Origin of the sequence: Paenibacillus sp. SYP-B3998, assembly GCF_010820665.1 — a bacterium.
Taxonomy (GTDB): Bacteria; Bacillota; Bacilli; order Paenibacillales; family NBRC-103111; genus Paenibacillus_E.
The window spans coordinates 72,664-95,891 of record NZ_JAAIKC010000010.1; the positions used below are offsets into that span (position 1 = coordinate 72,664).

Annotated in this window: 23 protein-coding genes; 6 read left to right on the plus strand and 17 right to left on the minus strand. The window is 44.7% G+C overall.

All coding sequences use genetic code 11. The annotated features are described in order from the left end of the window. Positions 1-40 precede the first annotated feature (40 nt). The 3 genes from GK047_RS21740 to GK047_RS21750 are packed head-to-tail and all read right to left on the minus strand — an operon-like array spanning position 41 to position 3,261. A complete protein-coding gene (locus tag GK047_RS21740; protein ID WP_163951670.1) occupies positions 41-472 on the minus strand; it encodes a hypothetical protein in 432 nt (143 codons plus the stop codon). Between the two features lie 19 nt (positions 473-491). After that, the gene (locus GK047_RS21745) at positions 492-2,378 is read right to left on the minus strand and encodes a leucine-rich repeat domain-containing protein (protein ID WP_163951672.1); all 1,887 of its coding nucleotides are present in this window, start codon (positions 2,376-2,378) and stop codon (positions 492-494) included. A 25-nt stretch (positions 2,379-2,403) separates the two neighbouring features. Next, positions 2,404-3,261 carry a DUF4261 domain-containing protein gene (locus tag GK047_RS21750; protein WP_163951674.1) on the minus strand — a complete coding sequence of 286 codons (858 nt, stop codon included), beginning with the start codon at positions 3,259-3,261 and terminating at the stop codon, positions 2,404-2,406. A gap of 186 nt (positions 3,262-3,447) precedes the next feature. Here GK047_RS21750 and GK047_RS21755 point away from each other — a divergent pair, with 186 nt between their 5' ends. Then, on the plus strand, positions 3,448-4,278 hold the full coding sequence (locus tag GK047_RS21755; RefSeq protein ID WP_163951676.1) for a metallophosphoesterase family protein: 831 nt from the start codon (positions 3,448-3,450) through the stop codon (positions 4,276-4,278). A gap of 888 nt (positions 4,279-5,166) precedes the next feature. Here GK047_RS21755 and GK047_RS21760 read toward each other — a convergent pair. Then, positions 5,167-5,412 (minus strand): TniQ family protein, encoded by a 246-nt coding sequence (locus GK047_RS21760; protein ID WP_163951678.1) that lies wholly within the window; start codon positions 5,410-5,412, stop codon positions 5,167-5,169. A gap of 188 nt (positions 5,413-5,600) precedes the next feature. Beyond that, on the minus strand, positions 5,601-8,288 hold the full coding sequence (locus GK047_RS21765; protein ID WP_481856037.1) for an adenosylcobalamin-dependent ribonucleoside-diphosphate reductase: 2,688 nt from the start codon (positions 8,286-8,288) through the stop codon (positions 5,601-5,603). 353 nt (positions 8,289-8,641) lie between these two features. On the opposite strand from GK047_RS21765, the gene dat reads away from it, so the two are divergent. Beyond that, entirely contained in the window at positions 8,642-9,475 is an 834-nt protein-coding gene (dat, locus tag GK047_RS21770; RefSeq protein WP_163951680.1) for a D-amino-acid transaminase, read from the plus strand. Between the two features lie 80 nt (positions 9,476-9,555). On the opposite strand, the gene GK047_RS21775 is transcribed toward dat, so the two are convergent. After that, positions 9,556-10,395, minus strand: coding sequence for a lipoate--protein ligase family protein (locus GK047_RS21775; protein ID WP_163951682.1), 840 nt, complete (start codon positions 10,393-10,395; stop codon positions 9,556-9,558). A gap of 299 nt (positions 10,396-10,694) precedes the next feature. On the opposite strand from GK047_RS21775, the gene GK047_RS21780 reads away from it, so the two are divergent. The 3 genes from GK047_RS21780 to GK047_RS21790 all read left to right on the plus strand — a co-directional run bounded on the left by GK047_RS21780 (position 10,695) and on the right by GK047_RS21790 (position 14,576). Then, the gene (locus GK047_RS21780; protein WP_163951684.1) at positions 10,695-12,485 is read left to right on the plus strand and encodes a DEAD/DEAH box helicase; all 1,791 of its coding nucleotides are present in this window, start codon (positions 10,695-10,697) and stop codon (positions 12,483-12,485) included. Beyond that, a complete protein-coding gene (locus tag GK047_RS21785) occupies positions 12,482-13,519 on the plus strand; it encodes a YqhG family protein (protein ID WP_163951686.1) in 1,038 nt (345 codons plus the stop codon). The genes GK047_RS21780 and GK047_RS21785 overlap by 4 nt, the downstream gene beginning before the upstream one ends. Positions 13,520-13,622: 103 nt before the next feature. After that, the gene (locus tag GK047_RS21790; protein ID WP_163951688.1) at positions 13,623-14,576 is read left to right on the plus strand and encodes a hypothetical protein; all 954 of its coding nucleotides are present in this window, start codon (positions 13,623-13,625) and stop codon (positions 14,574-14,576) included. A gap of 43 nt (positions 14,577-14,619) precedes the next feature. Here the strand turns inward: GK047_RS21790 and GK047_RS21795 are convergent, their stop codons facing one another. The 3 genes from GK047_RS21795 to GK047_RS21805 all read right to left on the minus strand — a co-directional run bounded on the left by GK047_RS21795 (position 14,620) and on the right by GK047_RS21805 (position 15,944). Then, positions 14,620-15,270: an SGNH/GDSL hydrolase family protein gene (locus GK047_RS21795; protein ID WP_346010375.1), complete on the minus strand. Its 651-nt coding sequence runs from the start codon at positions 15,268-15,270 to the stop codon at positions 14,620-14,622. Positions 15,271-15,390: 120 nt separating this feature from the next. Next, the gene (locus GK047_RS21800) at positions 15,391-15,582 is read right to left on the minus strand and encodes a YqzE family protein (RefSeq protein ID WP_163951690.1); all 192 of its coding nucleotides are present in this window, start codon (positions 15,580-15,582) and stop codon (positions 15,391-15,393) included. Between the two features lie 80 nt (positions 15,583-15,662). Then, the gene (locus GK047_RS21805; RefSeq protein ID WP_163951692.1) at positions 15,663-15,944 is read right to left on the minus strand and encodes a hypothetical protein; all 282 of its coding nucleotides are present in this window, start codon (positions 15,942-15,944) and stop codon (positions 15,663-15,665) included. Positions 15,945-16,114: 170 nt separating this feature from the next. On the opposite strand from GK047_RS21805, the gene GK047_RS21810 reads away from it, so the two are divergent. Continuing rightward, positions 16,115-16,348 (plus strand): hypothetical protein, encoded by a 234-nt coding sequence (locus tag GK047_RS21810; RefSeq protein ID WP_163951694.1) that lies wholly within the window; start codon positions 16,115-16,117, stop codon positions 16,346-16,348. A 115-nt stretch (positions 16,349-16,463) separates the two neighbouring features. On the opposite strand, the gene GK047_RS21815 is transcribed toward GK047_RS21810, so the two are convergent. The 8 genes from GK047_RS21815 to GK047_RS21850 form a co-directional block, all read right to left on the minus strand. Further along, a complete protein-coding gene (locus GK047_RS21815; protein WP_163951695.1) occupies positions 16,464-17,117 on the minus strand; it encodes a Bax inhibitor-1/YccA family protein in 654 nt (217 codons plus the stop codon). Between the two features lie 257 nt (positions 17,118-17,374). After that, on the minus strand, positions 17,375-18,070 hold the full coding sequence (locus GK047_RS21820; RefSeq protein WP_163951697.1) for a YidC/Oxa1 family membrane protein insertase: 696 nt from the start codon (positions 18,068-18,070) through the stop codon (positions 17,375-17,377). 38 nt (positions 18,071-18,108) lie between these two features. After that, a complete protein-coding gene (locus GK047_RS21825) occupies positions 18,109-18,363 on the minus strand; it encodes a hypothetical protein (RefSeq protein WP_163951699.1) in 255 nt (84 codons plus the stop codon). A 419-nt stretch (positions 18,364-18,782) separates the two neighbouring features. Next, a complete protein-coding gene (locus GK047_RS21830; RefSeq protein WP_163951701.1) occupies positions 18,783-19,949 on the minus strand; it encodes a YhgE/Pip domain-containing protein in 1,167 nt (388 codons plus the stop codon). Between the two features lie 6 nt (positions 19,950-19,955). Continuing rightward, positions 19,956-20,630: a class I SAM-dependent methyltransferase gene (locus GK047_RS21835; RefSeq protein ID WP_346010376.1), complete on the minus strand. Its 675-nt coding sequence runs from the start codon at positions 20,628-20,630 to the stop codon at positions 19,956-19,958. Positions 20,631-20,674: 44 nt separating this feature from the next. Continuing rightward, positions 20,675-21,433, minus strand: a complete 759-nt coding sequence (locus GK047_RS21840) for an ATP-binding cassette domain-containing protein (RefSeq protein ID WP_163951704.1) — start codon at positions 21,431-21,433, stop codon at positions 20,675-20,677. After that, complete coding sequence (locus GK047_RS21845; protein ID WP_163951706.1) at positions 21,369-22,151, minus strand: ABC transporter permease; 783 nt, start codon at positions 22,149-22,151, stop codon at positions 21,369-21,371. Before GK047_RS21845 ends, GK047_RS21840 begins: the two co-directional genes overlap by 65 nt. After that, positions 22,126-23,136 (minus strand): ABC transporter substrate-binding protein, encoded by a 1,011-nt coding sequence (locus GK047_RS21850; protein WP_163951707.1) that lies wholly within the window; start codon positions 23,134-23,136, stop codon positions 22,126-22,128. Before GK047_RS21850 ends, GK047_RS21845 begins: the two co-directional genes overlap by 26 nt. Positions 23,137-23,228 lie beyond the last annotated feature (92 nt).

Consider the following 23,228-nt stretch of genomic DNA (forward strand, 5'->3'; position numbering starts at 1 on the left):
AGTTTAATGCTCACACTTTCGTTTTTTTGTTTGCCTTCTGTTAGAATTTTTTCTTCGTTTCTTGGATCTTCATTTCAATAATTTGTAACAACTCTTCATTTTTGATGTCATTCTTTATTTCCTCAAGAATAGAGATGCGTCTATAGATATCCCAGGTTTTCCATTCAGATACCAAAAAGTCATCGATTGCTTCACCAGCAAAATTAAACATCATTCTGTAATAACCAATATATTGATCCGAATAATTCATATCCAGAGTCATTTGAACGAACTCACCTCGATAGCTATGAACCATGAGGCTATATGAATCAAGTTTTATTTCTAATTTGCTCTTGTCAAAATCACCGAACATTTGCCTACATTCTTTGGGTTCCTCAATTAGGTAATGATTAAACGATTTCCAGAATCCCTCAATCGTTTTCTTATGTATTTGATTTGTTTCAATCCATTGCTTCAACTCTTCAGTTCTCATCTTTAGTCCCCTGATCAGACTATTGTCTGATATCAACTGTTTTTGTATTTGAGTCCCACGTTACTTTCGCGCCAAATGTCTCACTTACCATTCTTACAGGTACAAAGGTATATCCGTTTAAGACTTGTATTGCTGAGTCTAGTTTTACTTCTTTACCGCTTACAATGGCTTTGTTCGAGCCAATTTGTAATTTTAGAGAGACATCTAATTTTTGTGCAGTCACTGTCTCAGAATAACTATCCCAGGTTACATTGGCACCTAGTGCTTCAAAGATTTTTCTCATGGGAACATGCACAGAACCCGAAATATTTTGCGGAGATTCCTCTTCGGAATAGTCTTGAACTTCTTCATTTATTCTTACATATATTCGATCACCGTAAGATACTGCTGCTCCGTTTAATGCCCTATCTTTGAGTTTGCTAATTGAATCTTCATTTAACGGGTTATTGGCCAAATAAATCTCCCAAAGATTTGTTTGATTATCCAGAGAACTAATATCCTGGATTTCATTATTGACTAATGAGATCTTTCTTGGTGTTAATTGAGATAGTATTGATATATCGGAAAGACCATTACCATCTAGATACAAGACATCTAACTTATTTAGGGATTTAATTGGACTTAGATCGTTAATATGGTTATTGCTTAAATCAAGATGATAAATACCACTCTGAGCTTCTATTCCACGTAAATCGTTAATAGAGTTTCTTTCTAGTGAAAGTAAGACAAGTGGAGGCAAGCTCTTCAGAAACTGAAGTGAAGCAATACCGTTTGAGCCTAAATAAAGTGAACGCAATTTAGGTAAGCTTCCTAACAATTCTGGATCGGATATTGAGTTACCGTTAAGTGATAACAACCACAATTTTGGTAATTTACTGATTGGTTTTATGTCTGAAACCCGATTTTGATTGAATTTTAACGTCTCGAGTTCATTCGCATGAGCCAAGGCTGAAATGTCTGAAATCTGATTATTTGACAAATCTATATCCTTTAGTTTAACAAGCTTTTGAAGGCTGCTTATATCGGAAATTTGATTGTTTTCAAGCTGCAGCCACTTCATTTCTGGAAGACCTTCAAGAAAGCTTATATTTGTTATATGAAGAGAACCGATGCTTAAAGTATCAAGTTTAGGGAAATTCTTAATTACACTTAAATCTTGAATTGGATTTCCAGATATCTCGAGACCCCTCAAGTCAGATAAGCTGTTTAGTGAGCTTATATCTTTAACCCAATTATATTTAAGACCAATGAAATCGAGATTTGATAAATTGCTCAAAGGCGAAACATCTGAGATTTGATTTTCTTGTAAATTAGTAAAGGACAATTTATTAAAATTACGCATTGGAGAAATATCATGGACCTGATTCTTGTAAGCGTTAAAAGTAGTTAAGTTGCCAAGGTTCTTTAAAGGTTCAATATCCTGTATCTGATTTTCAGACAAGTCCAGCTTCTTTAAATTGTTAAGGTTTCTAAGAGGGTCTACGTCAGCAATATGGTTTTGACTAATATTTAGACTTTCCAAAGAGCGGAGATTAGCTAACGCGTTAATGTCACTAATTTCATTTTGCCACAAGTTAATATTTTTCAATTTTTTTAATCCGCTTAGAGCGCTAATATCTTCGATTTTATTTTGTATTAATTTTATCTCCACCAAATTTTTGGCGTACTCTAAGCCATTTAGCGTCTTAATGCCTTGCCAATCTGCTGGACCTATTTTTCTAAGACTCTCCATGTCTCCTACCGTTATAGGGCCATCATTTTTATTAAGTTCTTTTCTAATAACTTTTTCAAGTGCTGCATCCTCAATTTTTACTTCTGGGGAATCTGCTAATATTTTTAAAGGTAAAGATAAATTTAGTAAGAATACCATACTTAATGAGAAAGTAACAAACTTAACCTTTTTCAAAAAATTACCTCCAGTATTTAATAGACTAATTTCTTTTACCTGCTGCAAAATCTCCAGGATGTATATCTAATACGACCCGGTTCGGATGGATCAACGAAACCTCATGCCTACAGCTCCATCTCTTTCCTTCAATCCCCTGTATAGTATTTCCGTCTTCAATAACATCACCGTTTAGAAAGATATAGTCACCGTATGTATAAAGAAGATTTGCAACTTCATTTACATCAAGATCATTAAAGTGTACTTGCAGATCCGGTAATCCCAAAGCAGAGAGTCCTAAAGTATCCATAACGGTTTCACTGAATGTGTTTTCTATATTAAAAAGTCTCACATTCATTAAACCGAGCATGATATCGTAGTTAGGCTGATTTGGTTGGTTGGATAGATAGTCATTTGGTTCAATAAATTGTTCACTCACTCTAAAATGAATCGCCTTACATGAACATGATTCCACAATTGCATAAAGGGCCTTTTGAAATAATTCCATTCTTTTCTGAGATTCTAAACCTGAGGCCATAAAATCAGTAATCAATACAGTATATCTACACTTTGTTACTGTGCTCCGCACATCTCTCCATCGCCAAGATTGAACAAAAGATGATTCTAACCTGCTCATATCTTTAAGCTGTTCACTCGATAACATAATTGCTATTTGTGCAGGCATATCTCCTTCTGCAAAAGAAATTAAATAATCTTTAAAGAAAAATAACAGCACATTTTCTTTATTAGTAGCTAATTCAACATTCCCGCAGTAAACTCTTAATGAATCGAGTATTCTATCCGCTGATAACAAAGGGTAATCTTCAAACAAAAGCTCTACACCATAGGTTCTTGCAAATACATTATCAAGATTGTCTTCAAAATTATCATTATTAATAACCATTTGTTTTCTCTCCTTTATTAGCTTCATTTATTTTCTCATATTCACACATAAATTCCTATAATTCCTTCAAAAACCATTAGACATTTTTTCCATTATTACAGTACATTTATAATTAATTAGTTTCTCATATATCCCGTTAATGAAATCTATCATAGTAAAATACGCTTTTAAGAGAGAGGATAGCATATGATTAATTTTGATTTAATCTCCGATATCCATTTAGATTTCTGGATTAAATATTCAGGCAACTTTTCAAAAATGGAAGAACAAATGGATGAATTTATTAAATCAATTCTACCCGATTCACCTTCAAACATTCTTGTAATTGCAGGTGATTTAGGCCATTTTAATCAGCAGAATTTCATCTTTATTAACAAGATGATGGAAATTTATAAAAACATTCTGATAGTGGCCGGGAACCATGATTATTATTTAGAATCAAAATCCATAAAAAATAAGTACAGGAAAAATTCATTAAATAGATGGAATGAAATGAGGCAATTTATTCAACGTTTTTCCAATGTAATGATTTTAGATGGAACATTGGTAGAAATCGATACAATAAACTTTGGCGGTTGTGGAATGTGGTATGATTTCCAATATGGCTATCAAGTCTTAAAGGCTAGTGAGTTAGAAGTTTTTAATCACTGGAAAAGTGTTTCTAATGATTCGGTTTTAATAGAAGGGAAACCAAGACTAGTAGAATTAATGTTTCAAGAGGAAAAGAAAAAACTTAATCAAGTACTAAATAAATCAAATGTTATAGTGACTCACTTCTCACCTGACTGGGCACATGTTCCAATTGATAGAGCTCACGATTTGGCCACAAGCTTTTATTATTTTGATGGTCAAGAATTCTTCAATGGTATCAAGAATAAAATATGGTGTTTTGGACATGTTCATAAAAGAATGGATTATATGCACTATGATTGTAGATTTATTAATGCTTCATTAGGTTATCCAGGTGAAAATAATGGTCTGCCAAGCAAGATAATTAATGTGAATCATTACGCCTAAAAGGATGATTAAGTAAACCATTTATTTTCGAATTAGTGGAAAAATCACTTAAAAATAATTGATGGTCTTATTCAAATATGAAAGGGAATATTAAATGCTTAAAGAAGTTATTAGATGGATTCATCATAGATGTAATAATAATCAAGGGAGATTGTTTACTTTTTTTATTATATGGCTCTCAGGTGTATCACTTAGCATTAGTATTGTTGAGTCTACATATTTCAATATTAACGGATATTCTGAAAGTTTTAGAAATTGGACGTATCTCTGGATACTATTAGCAGTTGCTGGATTCTTCGTTGGGGTATTAACTTACTACATAAAAGGGGGCATATTCTATTTAGGGATAAAACTATCGTAGGGAATAATTACTTATAGTGTAGCAAGGAGATTTTTACTTTTTTCTGCTCTCCCACTTTATGCAACGTCTATAATTATTGAATTGACTAACATGGTAATATACAAAAAATCATATTTCATTTCAAACACTTCAGTAAGTCTTGATATACTTTGGATCATAATAAAATCAATTTCGATTATAGTTTTCTTCAGTATCATATTGAAAGGTGTAATGCAGGTATTCCATACAAGACTTTTAAGAAGTGCTTTTTTTCTTATACTCTTACCCATCATTTTTAATATTTACTCTCTAGCATTTGATAGCAAATACACTGTGGAGTTGGTAAAACTTTATAAGATAATACCATTAAATTTTTAAGGGTATTTGTTACTTATTGGAAACGATATATACCGAGTTAGGTTCCTTTGCTCGGCCTTACATTCTCCTATTAATGCGAAACATACGTTCAATTCCTAATAGAACATATCAGAATTACTCACTCATACGCTTGTGGTGCTACAAGATGTCAAGACAGCTTTTTTAGAATTTTAAGGTGTGAAAAATTGCACAAGGTGCATTTGATCAATTCCAGTGATGCCAGCTAGTTTTGAGGTCTCAATTTTTTCCTTTCCCAGCAGAAATCCCCGAGTTCTTATTTTATTCACATTTATTCCTAGCAACTCATATGTCCAAGCAATATCATGATTATTAGCATGAGATAGTCTATAAATATAACTGATCAGGCTTTCATCATCATAAACTTTAGGTACAAAAGGCAGAATTTTTCTATCCACAATTCCATCTCCATTTATTCTGCGATTATCAAAAAATAGGCAGACGATAAAACATTATCGCCTGCCTTGTTGTATTATTATTCAAATTCATGCATAAACACTAAAATCTAAGGAATTCTGCAACAAACCGTCTAACGAATTATGGAATTTCACACCAGCCAGCCTGGGGCAAAGCCCCCGGCTCCTTCTCACGAACACCTACTGTACCCACAGTTAGCACAATTCTTACACCCCTCGCTGTTAATCAGCGAGGCGGAGCCGCATGACGGACACAGGTCCTTCGACGCGATGCTAATCGCGCTCGCACTTTGACCGTGGCCGTGATCATTACCCGCACCGTCCCCGGCTTGACTGCTTAGTGCAGACGCTGGTGCTGTCGCGTCCAGCACTTCGCTAGTCGCGGTCACGTAGTTCCGCGCGTCGTCTTGCTCGTTCATCACTTCGTCATGCTGTTCGAGTGCCTTGGCAACCGCGTCCGCAATAGACTCGACACGATTGTTGCCGAACCCAATGGCACCAGAACCGCCAATGCCCTTCAGATGCTTCACGAGCAGTTTCACTTTCTCGCCGTGCTCACCGTAGCGCAGGAATAAGGAGCAAACGCGGCCGAGCGCTTCGGACATCGCGAACACGTCAGAACCGGCTTTACCTACGTTGAGAAAGATCTCGCTCGGCGTTCCGTTCATATCGTTAATCGTAATGTATGCCATACCGAATGGCGTATTCACTTTATACGTCGCGCCGCGTAAAATCTGTGGACGGCGCTTGTACTGCTTGTCAAAAACCTGCTCCGTCTTGGCATCCACAGCTACAGAAAGCTTCCCAGAGAGATTGGCGAAGCTATCTCCTTCATTTGAAGCAACTGCGGCAGCATTTGCTAAAGCTGCTATCTTTTCTTTCTCAGCATTCTCCCCACTCACAGCTTTACTCTCGTTCTCATCCTTCTTATCTGAACTCGTGCTCAACACCTGCACATCGCGGCTGCCATCCCGATAAATCGTAACTCCCTTACAGCCAAGATCAAACGCTAGCTCGTACAACCTCTTTGTCTCTTCTACCGTGAAATCAGCAGGACAGTTCGCTGTTTTGGAAATAGAGCTGTCCACCCAGGTTTGAATTGCCGCCTGCGCTCGGATGTGATCCTCCGCCGTTAGTGTCATTGCCGTTACGAAGTAGTCTGGCAGCTCTTGGCCCGGATGCTGGTCTTTCCATTCCTGCGCGATCGGTACATATTGTTTATCGAAGCCGAGCCGGCTTTGGCGGTAATATTCAAAGGCAAAGTAGGGCTCAATCCCCGTTGATGTACCTACCATCGTGCCTGTGCTTCCCGTTGGCGCTTGGGTAATCACAGTCACATTGCGCATGCCTTTTTGCTGAATCGCGGCGCCAACCTCCGGGTATACCTTCGTCATATTTTTCATAAAGCCGCTCTCTAGAAAGCGGTCAGCAATAAAATGTTGAAATGAGCCTTTCTCTTCGGCAATGCTCGCAGATGCGAGATAAGCTTCTTTGGCCATAAAACCATAGATTTTATCCAAGAACTGCAAAGATTCAGGGCTCCCATAGCGAATTTCAAGCTTAATCATTAGCTCCGCTAGTCCCATTGAGCCTAATCCTACCCGGCGTTCGCCTTGTTGATTGATGCGATTTTCTTCAAAATGATAAGGCGTCTTATCGATCACGTTATCGAGAAAACGAGAAGAATAACGAACAACCTTAGCTAAGTCTTCCCAGTCTACATCATGTTTCTCAGCATCATAAAATTTGGAAAGATTAATCGCGGATAAATTGCATACTCCCCATGCCGGAAGTCCTTGCTCACCGCAAGGATTCGTACAAATAATTGGATTGAAATACCAGCTGTTGGACATTTGATTATAGTATTCCATGAATACGATGCCAGGCTCCGCAGATTTCCAAGCTGATTCAATAATCGTATGCCACACGTCGCGAGCGCGCACGGTGCGGTAAGGTTTGACGGTTTTACCAAGCTTTTTCCACGCGTCTAAATTGCCATCCCATTTGTCGTTATAATCGGGATCTGTCGTATCAGGAAACACAAGCTCCCAGTCGAGATCATCCTTCACAGCCTTCATAAATCCGTTACTCACACAGACAGACAAATTTGCATTGGTGATTTGCCCCATCGTCGATTTCACCGTGATAAAATCAACAAGGTCTGGATGCCAGTCATTAATCATCAGCATCAGTGCGCCGCGACGACTCCCGCCTTGCTCAATCAATCCAGTCGTATAGCTAAACAAGCCGCCCCAAGATACCGCGCCACTCGAAGAGCCGTTTACCCCTTTCACGACGGAACGACGAGGACGAAGCGAAGATAGGTTGATACCGACGCCTCCTCCTCGAGACATAATTTCCGTCATTTCACTAAGCGTATTCATAATCCCGCCACGACTATCATGCGGAGATGGAATGACATAGCAGTTAAATAACGTTAGCTCATCACTAGCATCGGCCCCGGCAGCGATTCGTCCGCCTGGGACAAGCTTCCAATCATCAAGAATATATCTGAATCTATCTGTCCATTCTTTTCTTTTTTCGGGCGTCGCTTCGACGGATGCCATCGCGCTTGCCAAACGGTCCCACATTTCTTCTGGTGTTTTTTCTATATTCAACGTAAGCTTCTCAACCGAGGATTCCACGGTTTCTCCACTGCGTGTGATAACTTTGACCCTATCGCCTTCACGACTAACAATTTCGCCTACTTCTTTCGCTGGAAACTTGGGATCATCTTTCGTTAAAACAAGAACGGTATCGCCAACCTTCGCGAGGCTTGTATCCGCGTTTTTAAGTGCATAACGATCCAAAAAAATCTTCTCGCTCAATCCATCTAATCGCTTCTTATCCTTCATCATTTCCAACAACAACACCCTCCCAGATGGCCTTAGATTCAGCAGCAGCTCTATGAATGTCTGTACATGAAGTTTATGTAAATCACAATATATGGTGTGCGTTTATCATTATACATCACTATATGTTGTGCATCGAATAGATAAGAAACCAAATTGGCCGATTAAGACAAGCTTACTTCTCTCTATCTATGATTTTCTTGTAAATACTCTCTTTCTCAAGCGAATTTCTGTTATGGATTGTTACGATTTTCGACACAACCAATTTCGAACTCCGAAGCATGTTTCGCAGTCATTTGGCTTATTTTGACGATCTACAAATCCTCTGCTACCCTATAGTTAGGATACTGGAGGTGTACATGTTGTATTTTTATAAAAATGAATTTATAAAAAAAGAGGAACTGCGCATCTCACCCGATGATCGTGGTTATTATTTTGGCGATGGTATTTACGAGGTGTTTCGCGTTTATAACGGTCAGATTTACGAACAAGAGGGTCATATGCAGCGGCTGCAAAGAAGTGCAAGTGAAGTGCGAATCGCGCTTCCCTACAAACTTGAAGATATTGAGAGCATTTTAACAAAGCTGGTTCATGAAAACCGACTCATTGAGGGCACGATTTACTTGCAAATCACCAGAGGGGAGGCTCCTAGGGCCCATCCTTTCCCTACGGAAGCTCACCCCATCTTGCTAGCTTATTGCAACGAGGTCAAAAGGCCAATTGCGACCATCCGAAGCGGCATCAGCGCGATTGCCTTGGAAGATATCCGTTGGCTTCGCTGCGACCTCAAAACGCTTAACCTGCTCCCTAATGTTATGGCTAAACAAGCTGCAATCGATCATGGCGTGCAAGAGGTCGTGCTTCATCGCAATGGCATTGCCACCGAATGCAGTGCTTCTAACTTGATGATGATCAAGAATAACGTACTGTACACACACCCTGCTAACAATCTCATCCTGCATGGCATCACGCGCGCAGTCGTTCTGCGGATTGCCAAAGCATTGCAGGTCGAAGTACATGAAGAAGCTTTCACACTGGAGCAACTGCTGCAAGCTGATGAGGCTTTTATCACAGGAACGACAGTAGAAATCACACCAATTATCCAGTTTGATGGCAAGCCGATCGGAGCAGGAGAGCCTGGGCAGCTTACCCTCAAGCTGCAAGAAGAGTTTGAGCGTACTTTTGCCATTTAACTTGCCATCAATTCAATAAACAAAGGCACTGACCTTCCTATATCCGGAGCAGGTCAGTGCCTCTTTTCTTTCAAATGACGCTAGCGTCGCAAATTCCACTCATCTGTACCATATTTCTCTCGGACTAACCTTTCAGTAAGCTCCACTTCGTAAGGGGAAAGCTCATCTTCCACCAATTCGACGCCAAGCCCTAAGCCAATTTCACGGTGAAACGCTTCCTCTACCTGCTCTATCGTGACCTCTTGCTTACCCTGAGCCCTAAGCAGATCATTGATAGCGACTGCTTTTTTCAAAAAGCTAGCCTTCATCCGTTCCGCCACTTTCTCATTGGAGAAGCGAAGCATGCGGAACAGTTGATCCGTATTCATATCAAGAAGTATCGAGCCGTGCTGCAATACTACGTCCTTCTGGCGAACTTGCGCACTGCCGGCAACCTTACGTCCTTCAACAACAAGCTCGTACCAAGAAGGAGAGTCAAAGCACGCAGCCGATCCAGCTGAGGCATATTTCTCTTTCTCTTCATCGCTAGCTAGCTGCACCATCTCAGCACCTAGTCCTAGCGCCCGAAATCCTTGCAAGAGCCCTTCGCTCAGCACGCGATAAGCCTCCGTAACATTTCGCGGAATCCCTGGATAATTCTCAGCCACAATAATGCTATACGTTAACTCCTTATCGTGAAGAACAGCTCTTCCCCCTGTAGGTCTTCGAACAAAACCAATACCTTCTCCAGCTACCGCTTCGCGATCCACTTCCTGCGCTTTTTGAAAATAACCAATCGACAATGTCGCTGGATTCCATCCATAGAATCGAACCGTTGGTGAAACTCTGCCTTCGCTGTGCGCCGTTAGGATCGCTTCATCAATTGCCATATTTTCAGCAGGAGAACGATCTCCTGTATGTATAAATCGCCATGCCGTCATCTTTGTACACGCATCCTTTCGCACCTACTTACCATATCCAAGCTCTATCATAACACATTACAGCCTTAGCTTACGAAGTTCGATTGCCAACAAAACGCTTCATTGCCCAAGAAAACAAGGAGGTGCCTCGCTGTTTCCCGGCTAAATCTACTACTGAAGCAAGTATATCCGGAATTGCGACAATCCCCGAATGGAAAAGTTATGAAAGCCCCCAGATTGGACATACTATCACGTATTCCAACGATCAACATGCGCTAACGAAGCCAGTATTCTGGCGAAAATTGTTAGGAGGCACATCTATGCGTCAACATGAACAGCAAGCGAACATTCGCCCCATACATGACCAGCTTCATATGCATTTTGACAGGGAATGGTTTACCGAGCTGGATCACCGCGTGCATGAGGGTGGCCCCTGGGATGATTGGACATTGTACCAGCTTGCCTATGAATCGGAGGAATCTGGTCTTATCGCGAGCTTCGATGAAATGCAGTGCCTCGTGCATCTTGGGCAGCTAGAGCCCATGGCTCATCAGCTAGATACAGCCAGACGCGTGCTGAACGAGATGCGGGGGCGCGCTATTTTGGCCGACGAAGTTGGACTTGGAAAGACGATTGAGGCGGGTTTAATTTTAAAAGAATACATGATTCGAGGTCTGGTCCGTAAAACATTAATCCTAGTCCCCGCTTCCCTTGTCCTTCAATGGGTTCGTGAGTTGAACACCAAATTTGGTATTCCAGCTGTTGCCCAGAAGAAAGCGTATATGTGGCAGCAAAGCGATGTTATCGTTGCCTCTATGGATACAGCAAAGCGCGAACCGCATCGCGAAATCGTGATGGGGCTTGAATATGACATGCTGATCGTGGACGAGGCTCACAAACTGAAAAATAAAAAGACGACCAACTACACTTTCGTGAACGAGCTCCGCAAAAAGTATTGTCTCCTGCTCACAGCAACACCTGTGCAGAACGACTTAAAAGAGCTGTACAACCTAATAACCCTGCTCAAACCTGGTCAATTAGGCATTCAGAGCAATTTCAAGACCAATTATGTTGTTGGCAAGCGGACGCCCAAAAACGAAGCCATGCTCCAGCAGGAACTCTCTAAGGTAATGATTCGCAATCGGCGCGGCGACGGTGGTGTGCACTATACAAAGCGCGTGGTCAAAAATATACCGCTCACGCTCTCTCCGGATGAGCAAGCGCTTTACGATGGCGTAACCAATTTCGTTCGCACACGCTATCAGGAGAGCAACGGCGATTTATCCAGCGTGCTTTCGCTAATCACGCTGCAGCGTGAAGTTTGTAGCTCACGTGATGCCGTGTTCATTACACTCGTAAATTTATTTAAGAAAATGCCTGAAGACTCGCCTATGCGAGCAAAAGTATGGGAACTGGTCGAACTTATCCGCAGCATTAAAGCCAACACCAAAGCAGAAACAACCATGCGGCTTGTTCAGGAAATTAATGATAAAGTAATTATCTTCACAGAGTATCGAGCTTCCCAAGAATATTTGATGACCTACTTGAAAGAACACAAAATAAGTGCGGTTCCTTATCGCGGGGGCATGAATCGTGGCAAAAAGGATTGGATGATGGATCTGTTCCGCAATCGCGCACAAGTGCTTGTCGCGACGGAAGCTGGCGGAGAAGGAATTAATTTGCAATTTTGCCATAACATGATTAATTTTGATTTGCCGTGGAATCCAATGCGCGTGGAACAACGAATTGGCCGCGTGCATCGTCTCGGTCAGACGCACGACGTGAATATTTATAACTTATCCACAAGGAATACCATTGAAGAACATATCCTTTCCTTGCTGCACGAGAAAATCAATATGTTTGAATTGGTTATCGGACAGTTGGATACGATTCTCGAAAGAATCGAAAAGAAGGGATCGCTCGAATCTTCCCTCTTTCGAATGGTCATGGAGTCAGGTTCAAGCGATGATATTCGCAAGAAGTTAGACGAGTTGGGGGATACGTTCTCTGAAGTTCAGACTGAGGTTGAACAAGAACCTTCCCCAGACGCCATTTACCGTGGGATCTTAGATGCTGTCGGCAGCGATCATAATACCGAGGTACGTCCATGAACAAACGGAACATCCATACGTTCGTTATGCGATTCCTAGAAGCTTACGACTGTACGATTCTCGAGAAAACTCCTGTGTATGTGACAGCTAAGCTTTCCCCAGAAGCGGACAAAGAGATGACTGGGCGGCCTTACTATTGGAGCTTTGTTGAGCGCACAGGTGCTGCTGCCGAGACGATGACCTACAAATTCATCTTTGACCCTGAACAGATGAAAGCGGAAGCAAAACCGAAAGCGGCCCCACCCCTAGTCAAAAACCCACTGGATCAAGGCAACCAAGGATACGGACAACTACAGCCTCAAAGGCCAAATCATAATCAAGCTCAACCCCAGCTGCCGCCAGACGGCAATCCGGACAGCATCCTTGGTCGTTATTTCGGTTTCGTCCCAACAACCGTGATCGCTCGCGTCCCGCAGGATGATGTCACCTTCGGTAGTCGGCGGCTGGAACAGATCTTCAGCATCGTACGTGGGCGTGGTCGATTCGTTCACTTATTCGAAGAACCGTTCCCTATAGGGGCTGCGTTGCACCATCCCTTGGTGTATGACACATGGTTTAGTGTCAACTACAAGGTTGAACTGGCTTGCGACCGCAAGCGAAGCGAGATACATTCTCTTGCCATTCAGCTGAATAACGGAGAAATCCGGGAGCATTTTCATAAACACTTGTTAACCAAGAGCTTATCTCCCAAGCTGCTGGCGAACAGCCATATTCTACCAGACAACCTTTCGCTACCAAAGGCTATTAACGCCCTTGAAATGACACTAGAACGCAAAATCAGCGTCTATGATCACAGTTGGGCCGATGAAGCGAATGAGCAGCACCGGAGTGAGCTCAATCGGGTAGAAGCCTACTACAACGGCCTTCTAATGAGTGCTGAGCCTGATAAAAGAGATGAAATTGAATCCCAGTGCCGCAATCGGTTGCAGGAAATTGATTGGCAGTATAAGCCACGAATCGTGGTTTCTGTCATCAATTGCGGGCTGTTCCATTTGAACGCAGGCAGAGCGCCTAGAAATGACGGAAGTCGCTAAAACATCGCAAATATGTCGCTACAGGTTCTAACATTCTTTTTAAGGCATAAGAATTACAATAAGAACATACCAAATGAGAGGCTACACGATAGGTAGGTGAAAGATGATGATGAAATGGACAACCTGGACAGCAGCATGTTTGATCAGTGTAAGTGCGTTCCTGCTAGCGCCTATCCATACGTCAGCCCTTGATACTGAAGTGGGGACAAGCCAAGTGCAGCAAGGGCCGACTGAAGTTATTGCTTTAGGTGAACCAAGACCCTCAATGAACACGCAAAGCGAAGCGTCCTTCGCAGATACAGTCAATCAGTGGAAAATAACCTTGTCCCACGAGCGCGGCTTCGAAAGGTGGCAGCAAGCGGCATGGAACAGCTATCCGCTAGGACCTGGCACACATGGTTGGGTCGTTATCCTAAACGCTAAGGGTCAAGACGTCGGTTACATGATTGTAAATGCCGCAGAAAACGGCTCCTTGCGCTTAAGCGAATATGGAACGGGAGACTACCCTTTGTTCAGCTTGACTACGCTGTATCGATCCTTGGTACAGCAGGAACTCATTTCCTCTACTACCTCATTAACCGAGTTTGCACAAAATGAAAAGATAATCAAAGAACGATTGTATATGGACTCCCTTACCGCCATTTGGAAAATTAAGCTCCAAGATCAAACGTACTATTTGGATGCGAAATCTGGCGAACTGCTTCCGCTTCACCAAGATCCAATCCCTAAACAAGCCGTCACATCCGGAGAAGAAACCGAACTATCAGGCAAGCTTGATGACCTGCTGCTGACTGCCTTTGACCCTTACGATCGTCTTCACTGGGTGCAAGGTAAACCGCTTTCCGTGACAGACATGCCTACGCTCAAGGCAGCGTTGAAGCAGAAAAACAAGCTTACCTATGTAGCCGAACTATATAATAATCAAGTGACTCTTCCGTTAGCTGTAATCGGATATAAGATGTGGAATGGCGGAGAGCCTTATCTTGCTGTAGATCATGTCGGGACGAGATATATACTGCTTAAAGAGGCACTTGAGCAGGGCCATCTCTATGCGTAAAAAAGCCTTAGACCGCTATTCTAGAGGTCTAAGGCTTTTGGTATCATTTCCACTGAAAATCGATTGCCTGTAAAAAGGCTTTGGCTAAAACGGCATGGCCGACGTTATTGGGATGCACCCGATCCCAAGCGATGTACGCAGGGTAATACTCTTTGAGCAGAGGCTCGAAAGCTTTCTGTGTATCCACAAAGAGCACACCTGTCTCTTCTGCGATTTGTTTCACCGCTTGCCCGTACTGGTCCATCTTCTGCCGCATAGCGTCCTGTGGATTTGGCTCTATGTAGAAGGGGGTCATCAGTACAATCCCTTTGACATGCGGAAGTGTTTTTGTGACTAATTTTCGCAAAGTGCGTTCATATGTTTCCAGCTCTACATGCTTTTCCTTGACTTTGGGATGATCGAAGTGACGCCAGACATCGTTGATTCCGATCATGACCGACAACCAATCGGGCTTCAAATCCAAGACATCGGTTTGCCACCTTGCCTTCAAATCAAGCACCGTATCACCGTTGTTACCTACGTTAACCGTCCTAATTTGCAGCTCAGGGTAAACCGTGTTCAGCAATCCATCCACGAGGGACACATATCCTTTCCCTATAGCTCCGAATAGACCTTCTCCGACCGGCCTTGCGCGCTCACAATCAGTGACGGAATCCCCAATCATAACTAACTTATCATTCAGTTCCAGCTTCACGCTCGATCCTTCCTTTCTCCACTAAAATCTACCATTTGTATTCGCTATTAGAAACAAAAAAACCTCCTATAGATTTACAATCAAGTAACTTTCACCTGACCATTTCACAGAGGCATTCTTTTATTTTTTTATTTTTGTCCGTTCAATAATCATCCGTGCAGCCAAGGGCAGCATACCGAACCAACGCGTCTGCCAATTTTCCCTCTGCTCTTTGCTGTTTGCTTTGGTTTGCTTACGAATATCTTTAGGCGTTTCAATATAGGTGACAACCTGCTGCGTTATGTATTTGACCAGTTCATCGCTTTTTGCCATACTTCCACCTGCCTTCTTCCCTATTTTACCCATACAGGCAAATGCCTAAACGGAATAGACAGGCGGAAGAAATCCTTGTTCTAAACGACTTTCCCTCCGCTCTCGGCAACAATTCTATCCGCGAACGTCTTGATCGTTCCGCATCCGAGCAGCATCGGCTTATTTACACATTGCAATAACAACGTTTGACTTTTTGTATCCCAAGCATACTGGAAGCCGACATTCATCCCTGCGACCGAAATGTTGAAATTCCCAGAAGCTGTATTCGGAATCGTAAAGCCTTGTTTTCTGCCCGTATTCTGCAACGCTTTAAAAACCGAAGACGAAACCCCTCTATACGTCCAAGTACTGCAAGCCGCCATAGGTCATCTCCCCCTCATCCAAATAAGATCATTAAATTGTATGAAGGAACCAAGGAAATCGTGCTTGTTTCTCCCTATTATAGTTAATGCCTCTTTCAAACCTGCTTCTATTCTTTTTTTTCATGCATATACTAGAACAATTAGAGAGAGAGAAAGAGGTGCTTCCAAGGATGTGGAAACAGATGCTCAATACGGAGCTTCTAGAAATCCAGATGGATGAGTCAAATCAGTTTTTTGAACTAAGGCTGAACAGCAATAAACGGAATGATCGGGCTGTCGTTCGCCTTAACCATGCCGACCTCATCCAACTTATGCACACCTTATTGGAAATCAATCGAACATTCCGAGGAGATATTCCTTATTTTGCTTCTACGGAGCGAGTCATAGCGTACTCTACTTCCTAGTTTTATAGCAAAACAGGTGCAGTTAAAACAGATAAATAAAAGCACCTCCGAGTCACACGGCGTTATCGTGTAACTCGAAAGTGCTTGCTATTCTTAAAACTCATCTATTTTTCCTCTAATCGCGATTAAGACCGACAATAGATGCCAAGAATTTGAGAATGTACATGAATAAATTAATGAAATCCAAATAAATGTTTAATGCCGCCAGCGGAACTTCTTCCGAATTAACGCCATCACGGTATTGAGCCACGTCGTACAGAACCCATCCACTGAAAATCAGAATACCGATCATGGACCAGACCAAGTTCATTACAGAACCAAAAGATACGAACATGCCAATTACGCTCATGAGCACAAGACCGATGGTTCCCGCGAATAAGAAGCCGCCGAGGAAACTGAAATCACGTTTGGAGCGGTGCGCATAAAAGGCAAGTCCGCCGAAGATTACTGCTGTGGCAAGGAACGCGCCCGATACAACTTTAGCCCCCAACAGTCCTCCGTAAGCCATAATCACTGGGTATAAGGTTACGCCGGAGATTGCTGTAAAAGCGTAAAGAAAACCGTAACCAATATTCTTGCCCCTCATTCGGATCACAATAGCTGCTATTAACATAACGACTTCTGCAACAACGAAGAGCATAACCATCGATCGTGGGACAACCATCGCGCCGACCAACGTGCCTATGAAGGAAACCAAAAGTGAGATAGCAAACGTCTGAAGCACATGCGCAAAACTACCTGTGTGTGAAACTGTAACTGATCTTTCCATGGACATTTCATCCCCTTTATTTTAAATAAGTACAATCTATACTATATATTATACCCAATTTTCATGTAAGCTGCCATATCCTGTGGCCCAATCGTTTAAGAACGGTTGATATTCCTGTCGTCGCTTATGCGGGTCTACCCTTATTTGTCCCATTTCGAGCGTGTCATTAACCTGCTTCAAGCATATTTCCGTCCATCGCTACTTCGGCATAAAGCGATTCCTTGCGCAACGAAAAAGAGGCTCTGTACTTTAAACGCCTACTTGTAATCATAGCTACCGTTGAGTGCGACGCTTCCATGTATGATCCACTTCTTTCCTAATGGAGTTCGATACCATATACGTTCCCCAATAGCAAACAAGGAATTCGTCGTCCAGTAAAGGCCTATGGCCACAGGGGATGACCATATAATCACCGCCATCACAAGGACTATCAATGCGGGCACCGACACTCGAGACAAGATAGACCCGGTCGCAGCGATTTCATTGGTGAGCGGAACCACCATGCTGATGAATGTAACAGCCGCATATGCAAGCGGTACTATGTGCATAGGATCACTTTGTCCTAAAGTTGCTATCCAAGGCACGAAGTGAGATGTCATGGTTGTGCCATGCGTGGTGAACACTCGATACAGGCTAAGAAATAAGGGAGCTTGAACGAGAGACACTGCAATCATAGAAAGCGGCTTGACGCCAAATTGCTTGTAAACTTTGCTTGTTTCTTGCAACAGTTTAGTCTGATCTTTGGCAAAACTCAACCGTATTTCGGTCAATATCGGCTGCATCTTTGCTTGTCTAAACTGTTGTCTAGCAATCCGTAGGTTCAGAGGAAATAACAGCGCTCTAACAAGCAGAGTTAGTAAGATAATGGCGATGCCCCAATCTGAGGTTAAGCCATGAAACCAAGATAAGCCAGTGAACAAAAGTGTAATAATTGGATGTAATAACGTGTCCATTTATGCAATTCCTCCTCATTTTCATGCCTACCGCTTGATCAAATGAAGGAGGAGGAGGGCGCTTCTTCGCCGCGTTCGCTTCGGAACGATTTCAATCCAATTATTTTTCTTCGCACACGAAGTAAACGACTCTTCGTTGGAGGTTGAATCTGCCTTGCGATCGGCAGAACGACCCGTTCATAAGTAAACTTATGTCGAAGGGGGACTTGATGAAAATAGCGGTAATAGCCTACAATTACCCCGCTTAAACTAAGCATGATTACAAGCAGTGACATATCAAGGGACCATTCCATCTAACGAATCACCTCCTTCACGGGTCTTGATCACGATTATGTCTGAATCTGCAAGCTTTGTTTCACCATATCCACACCATCTTAAAGTCCTATATTTAGATTTACGTCTAAGACTAATTTTCGTTTCACCAAAAACAACAAACCACTCAGAAACATCTGAGAGGTTTGTTGTCGAACATGTAATACGATCAAGAGGACTCGAACCTCCACGGGGGGGTTAGCCCACACGGGCCTGAATTTGGTGGGATACCAAGAGGTGAAAATTTTCCCAAAAAACCCGATAAGCCTTGATACATTTAGCGTTAGCCCAAATCGGCCTGGAATCAATATTCGCAAGCATCGGCTGTAGAAAACCTTTCAGTTTCAAAGCTTGGGCAGGTTCTTACTTCATGATATCTAATTACAATGCCTGGCTTGCATTAAGAACTAAATTGCGAATTTGGCAAGAGCTGCTTCGCTCGTCCCGTGCGAAAGCTGACCACTAAGACACTAAGCCCTGCAGAAATGATGATGAACATCAGCAGGCTCAACGATGCAGCGCCGATTCCGTATCCCCCGAATAGTAGGTCCATGCTCCCTTCGACTGCGTGAGAAGCTGGAAGGCATTCGCCTAGCCGCAGATAGAACCTAGACAGCAGTTCGCGAGGCATCATCGCGCCGGAGGTAACAAGCTGAATCGAAAGGAGCAGAATATTCACCAGCATGCCACTCATGCCAAACAGAAGCATGAAAAGCTGGGACAAAAGGATAAAAGACAGCACGAACAGAGACTGAAATCCCCACAGCAACAGAAAGCCATGTTCTGCCTGACCTCCAAGCGCGATCAAAAGCGAAGTACCGACGAGAGAAACGAATACAGCTGCCGCCGCATTGATCATGTTCCGAGCGGCGAAAAGCCGCCAGCGGCCAATCCCCATCGCCGCTAATGCCATCGACGATTGTGCCATGTTCATACTCATAATCATCGTGCCGACATACGAGGCGAGCAGCAACATCATAGGCGCCATTTGGTTGTTCATTCCTTTGACGATATTCGTATTCGCAAATTCGGACGTTACCCGTTCGGACATCGACTTCGCTGCGGCAGCCGACTGCTCTTCCGGCAATTTCATCTGCTCCAACGCGGCTTGCAACCCCTGTTCGACCGCTTCTTTGTTTACCGCAGCAGTCACCTGTGCAGCAATCGTACGCATCAGATTTGCCGTCAATATCGGATTCGACTCATTGACGCTATATCGAATGGCAGCGGTACGGTTCGGATCCTTCAAAGAATCATTAAAGCCCTCTGGAATGGTGATGACCATCTGCAGCTTCCGCTCATTTAGCAGACGCTCCGCTTCCGTTTCGGCAGCAATCAGCCGCGTACTGACGGGCAGCTCACCAGCCAATTTTTCCGTAATCGCCTGACCGACCGCTTGATCGGACACGACAATGCCCACTCCCAACTGTTTCAGCCTGTCCGCCCCCGTAACGCCGTCATAAGCCGTCATCCAAACGATGGCAAAAATAATCTGGAACATTACAGCCGTCACGATCCCGACGATTGTAGAAGGCCGCTTCAAGTATGCCTGCAACGCGTATACCATTTCCAATCACTCCTTTCTCCGGGTTGCCACCCAGGCATCAATAAGATAAGAGCCAAAGAACGAAGTAGCCTGCTCAAAGCCCGCCTCGTTCAACAGTTCCAGAACTTGCGCCGCGGGAATCGTATCGTACGCGGAGCCGAAAGAGGCCGCGTACCTCTCGGTCTCCTCCGGGGATACCCCGTTATCCCGCATATGCTTCAACCAGGCAAGCATTTGCAGATCAAAAGCTGGTGTACCCGGCTCCCCGTTGATCGAGGCCAGAAACAGCGGCGCTCCCGGCTTCAGCCGCTCTGCAATAAGATGCAGCATATTCCGTTTGGCAGGCATCCCTCGTATGAAATGAAGCACAAGCATGCAGGTCGCCGCATCGTAAAGCCTGCCACATGGCAGGCTTTCGATCGACCCCTGAATGAGCGTCACCTGCTGTTTCATTCCGGCTTCCTCCACCCTTCGCGCGGCAATCTCCAGCATTCGCGCAGAAGGATCGACTCCTGTGAACGTCCTCTCGCCATAAGATGCGCCGAGCGCTACACACTCCTGACCCCCGCCTGCGCCAACGATCAGAATGTCCGCTGCTGCGCTTTTCCCCTCCCTTTGCGCGTTCAGCAGGCGATTCGTTATCTCGTACAGGCGCTCGTAGCCTGGAATTTTCAACGGAATCGTTTGTTCATATCGGTACACGGCCGGATGCTCCCAATCGAGGGGCGTCTTCTCTTTTTCATGATTCATCTACTGATCTCCTCCATGTGACGAACAGTCTGTCCGTCTATATGTTGTTTTAATTGCGCAAGCTCAAGTGTTGAATATTTCGGTTCGCAAGCATGATTCGCCGCTTTTAGATCGAGCCCGATCTGGGCAGGCGTCCCGGTAAGCAGAACGATACGGGAGCTTAACACCGTCGCTTCTTCCCGATCGTGTGTCGCCAACATAACCGTCGGCTTATCCATGCGCCACAAGTTCAACAGCAGGTCGTGCATGCTCCTTCTTGAAAAGGCGTCCAGACTCTGAAACGGTTCATCCATAAGCAGCAGCGTCGGACGGTAAGCGAATGCTCGAACAAGCGCAACCCGCTGCCTCATGCCGCCGCTTAATTGCTCCGGATAGCAATGAATCGCATCGCCCAGTCCTGCCTCCTCCAGCATGGATTGCGCTTCCCGGATCGAATTCGCCATTACGTCCGGTTCAGCGATCCAGAGCACATTATCCAAAGCAGTCTTGTGCGACAGAAGACGGGGTTCCTGAAATACCATGCCGATACGCTCTAATTCATTGCGGTCGATACGCCCGGCTATCGGCTGCTCCAGACCTGCGATCAAGCGCAACAGCGTTGTCTTGCCGGTGCCGGAAGCCCCCATGATACACGTGATTTGACTTGCTTGCAGTTCCAGCGAGAAATCTTCAAATACGCGCCGACCTCCGTTATACATCATGCTGATTCGTTCGAAACGCATATGGTTTTCCCCTCCTTCCCCTGGTCGATGCACGCACCAATCCTTCCAACCCCTTCCCGAATAGCACTACTAGCAGCGTCCAACCCATGACCTCCTCCGTCTTCAAATAGACTCTGGCCGTGTTCATCGCCGCGCCAATCCCGGTCTCGCCGCTGATCAGCTCGGACATGACGACGGTTTTCCACCCCGTACCGACATTGATAGCGAGCGCGGCGGACCAGAAAGGTGCCAGTGCAGGCCAGAAAATATCACGGATCTGTTTTGCACGCCTGACACGGAATACCGACGCCATCTCCAGCAGTTCCCACGGCACCCTCCGGATGCCCTGTACCGAATTAAAGAAAAAGACCGGGAAGAGCGCAAGAGTCACGACGAACACTTGCGTTCCGCCGTTTGTCCCCAGCCACAAGATAGCCAGCAACATCCATGAGACAGGCGGCACTGCTTGTAGTAGGGACACGGCCGGATGAATCAGCTTGTACACGTACTGCTGTGATCCCGCCCATAATCCCAGGCCGCCCCCCAGCACAAAAGCGACGGCAAACCCCACAGCAAAACGGAGAAAGGTAAGCGCAAGCGGCGACCATAGTTGTCCTGCTGCGGCGAGAGTGCACAGCGCGCGCAGTGATTCAAGAGGACCCGGAACCAGGACGGGCGAATAGACGCCGGCGATCCCGATCCAGAGAGCGATCAACAACAGATACGTATAGCAACCTGGCCATTTTTTATAAATGATAGTAAAAATCTTCATCCGGCAGCTTGCCTCCAATCGAATCCGGCGCCATCTTGAGCAGAATATCAAAGTACCGCTCCACTTCGGGCCGGGCTTCTGCCGCGTCCTTATCATTCAAGGTGATCTTCGGCAGCGCGAGTTGTAGCGACTTCTCGGACAGGCCAAGCTTCTCCGCAGCTGGCTTCAACACCTCATCCGAGCCATCCTTGGTACGAGCCAGCGCTTCCCTGTACAATTTGCGGAATTGCGCGATTTCTTCCTTATGACTCTTTGCCCAGCCGCTGTGAACGAAAATGTCCGACTGAGGCAGATCCTCGCCGAATATGCCTCGCCAAACCTGCTGAAAGTCGACCGCTTCATGCAGTGCCTCTCCCAGTTTCTCGCGCAATCCGCCAATGACAGGCTCGGGCAGGACGGCATGACGAATCTTACCTGCCGCCAGTTGCTGCATGATGTCTGGCACAGTCCCGGCTGCCAGCTTGACACGCTGCTCTAATCCTTCCTTTCTCAGCAGGAAGCGAGTCAATATTTCAGCCGGCCCGCCCTGCCCGGGAACATACACCGTCTCGCCCTGCAAATCGGCCAGGTTGTGGACTTTCGAATCGAGCGAGACCAGGTACATCGAGCCCCATGTATCGACCTCCAGCAACTGAAGCGGCAGACCCTTGGCGTGCATATTGGCGCCGACGCTCAGGGCGGCAACAACAAACGGTGCATCACCCTGCTGAACACGAGCAAGCAATTGCTCGAACGTGTCCCACAATTCGACCTTGATCTTCACTTGCGCATCAGCCTGCTGCGCGACGAACATAGCCGGTATGATCGCAGGAACGCGAGGACTTAGCAGCACGATGCTCTCCGGTTTTGCAGCATCTCCAGTTGCGGCATTCTCTCCAGACCCCTTTATGCTGCTATTAGAGCAGCCCGCCACCAACATGCACGCCACTAAACCCATGATCCATCCAATCCGAGTGCGGCGATAGAAAGCCAATAAACCCAACATCCACTTCCCAACTCCCTGCTTTTCATTTATAATGAGAATCATTATCAATTATAAAGAAAATAAGCATGAGCGCCATCCCTCATATCTGGGAT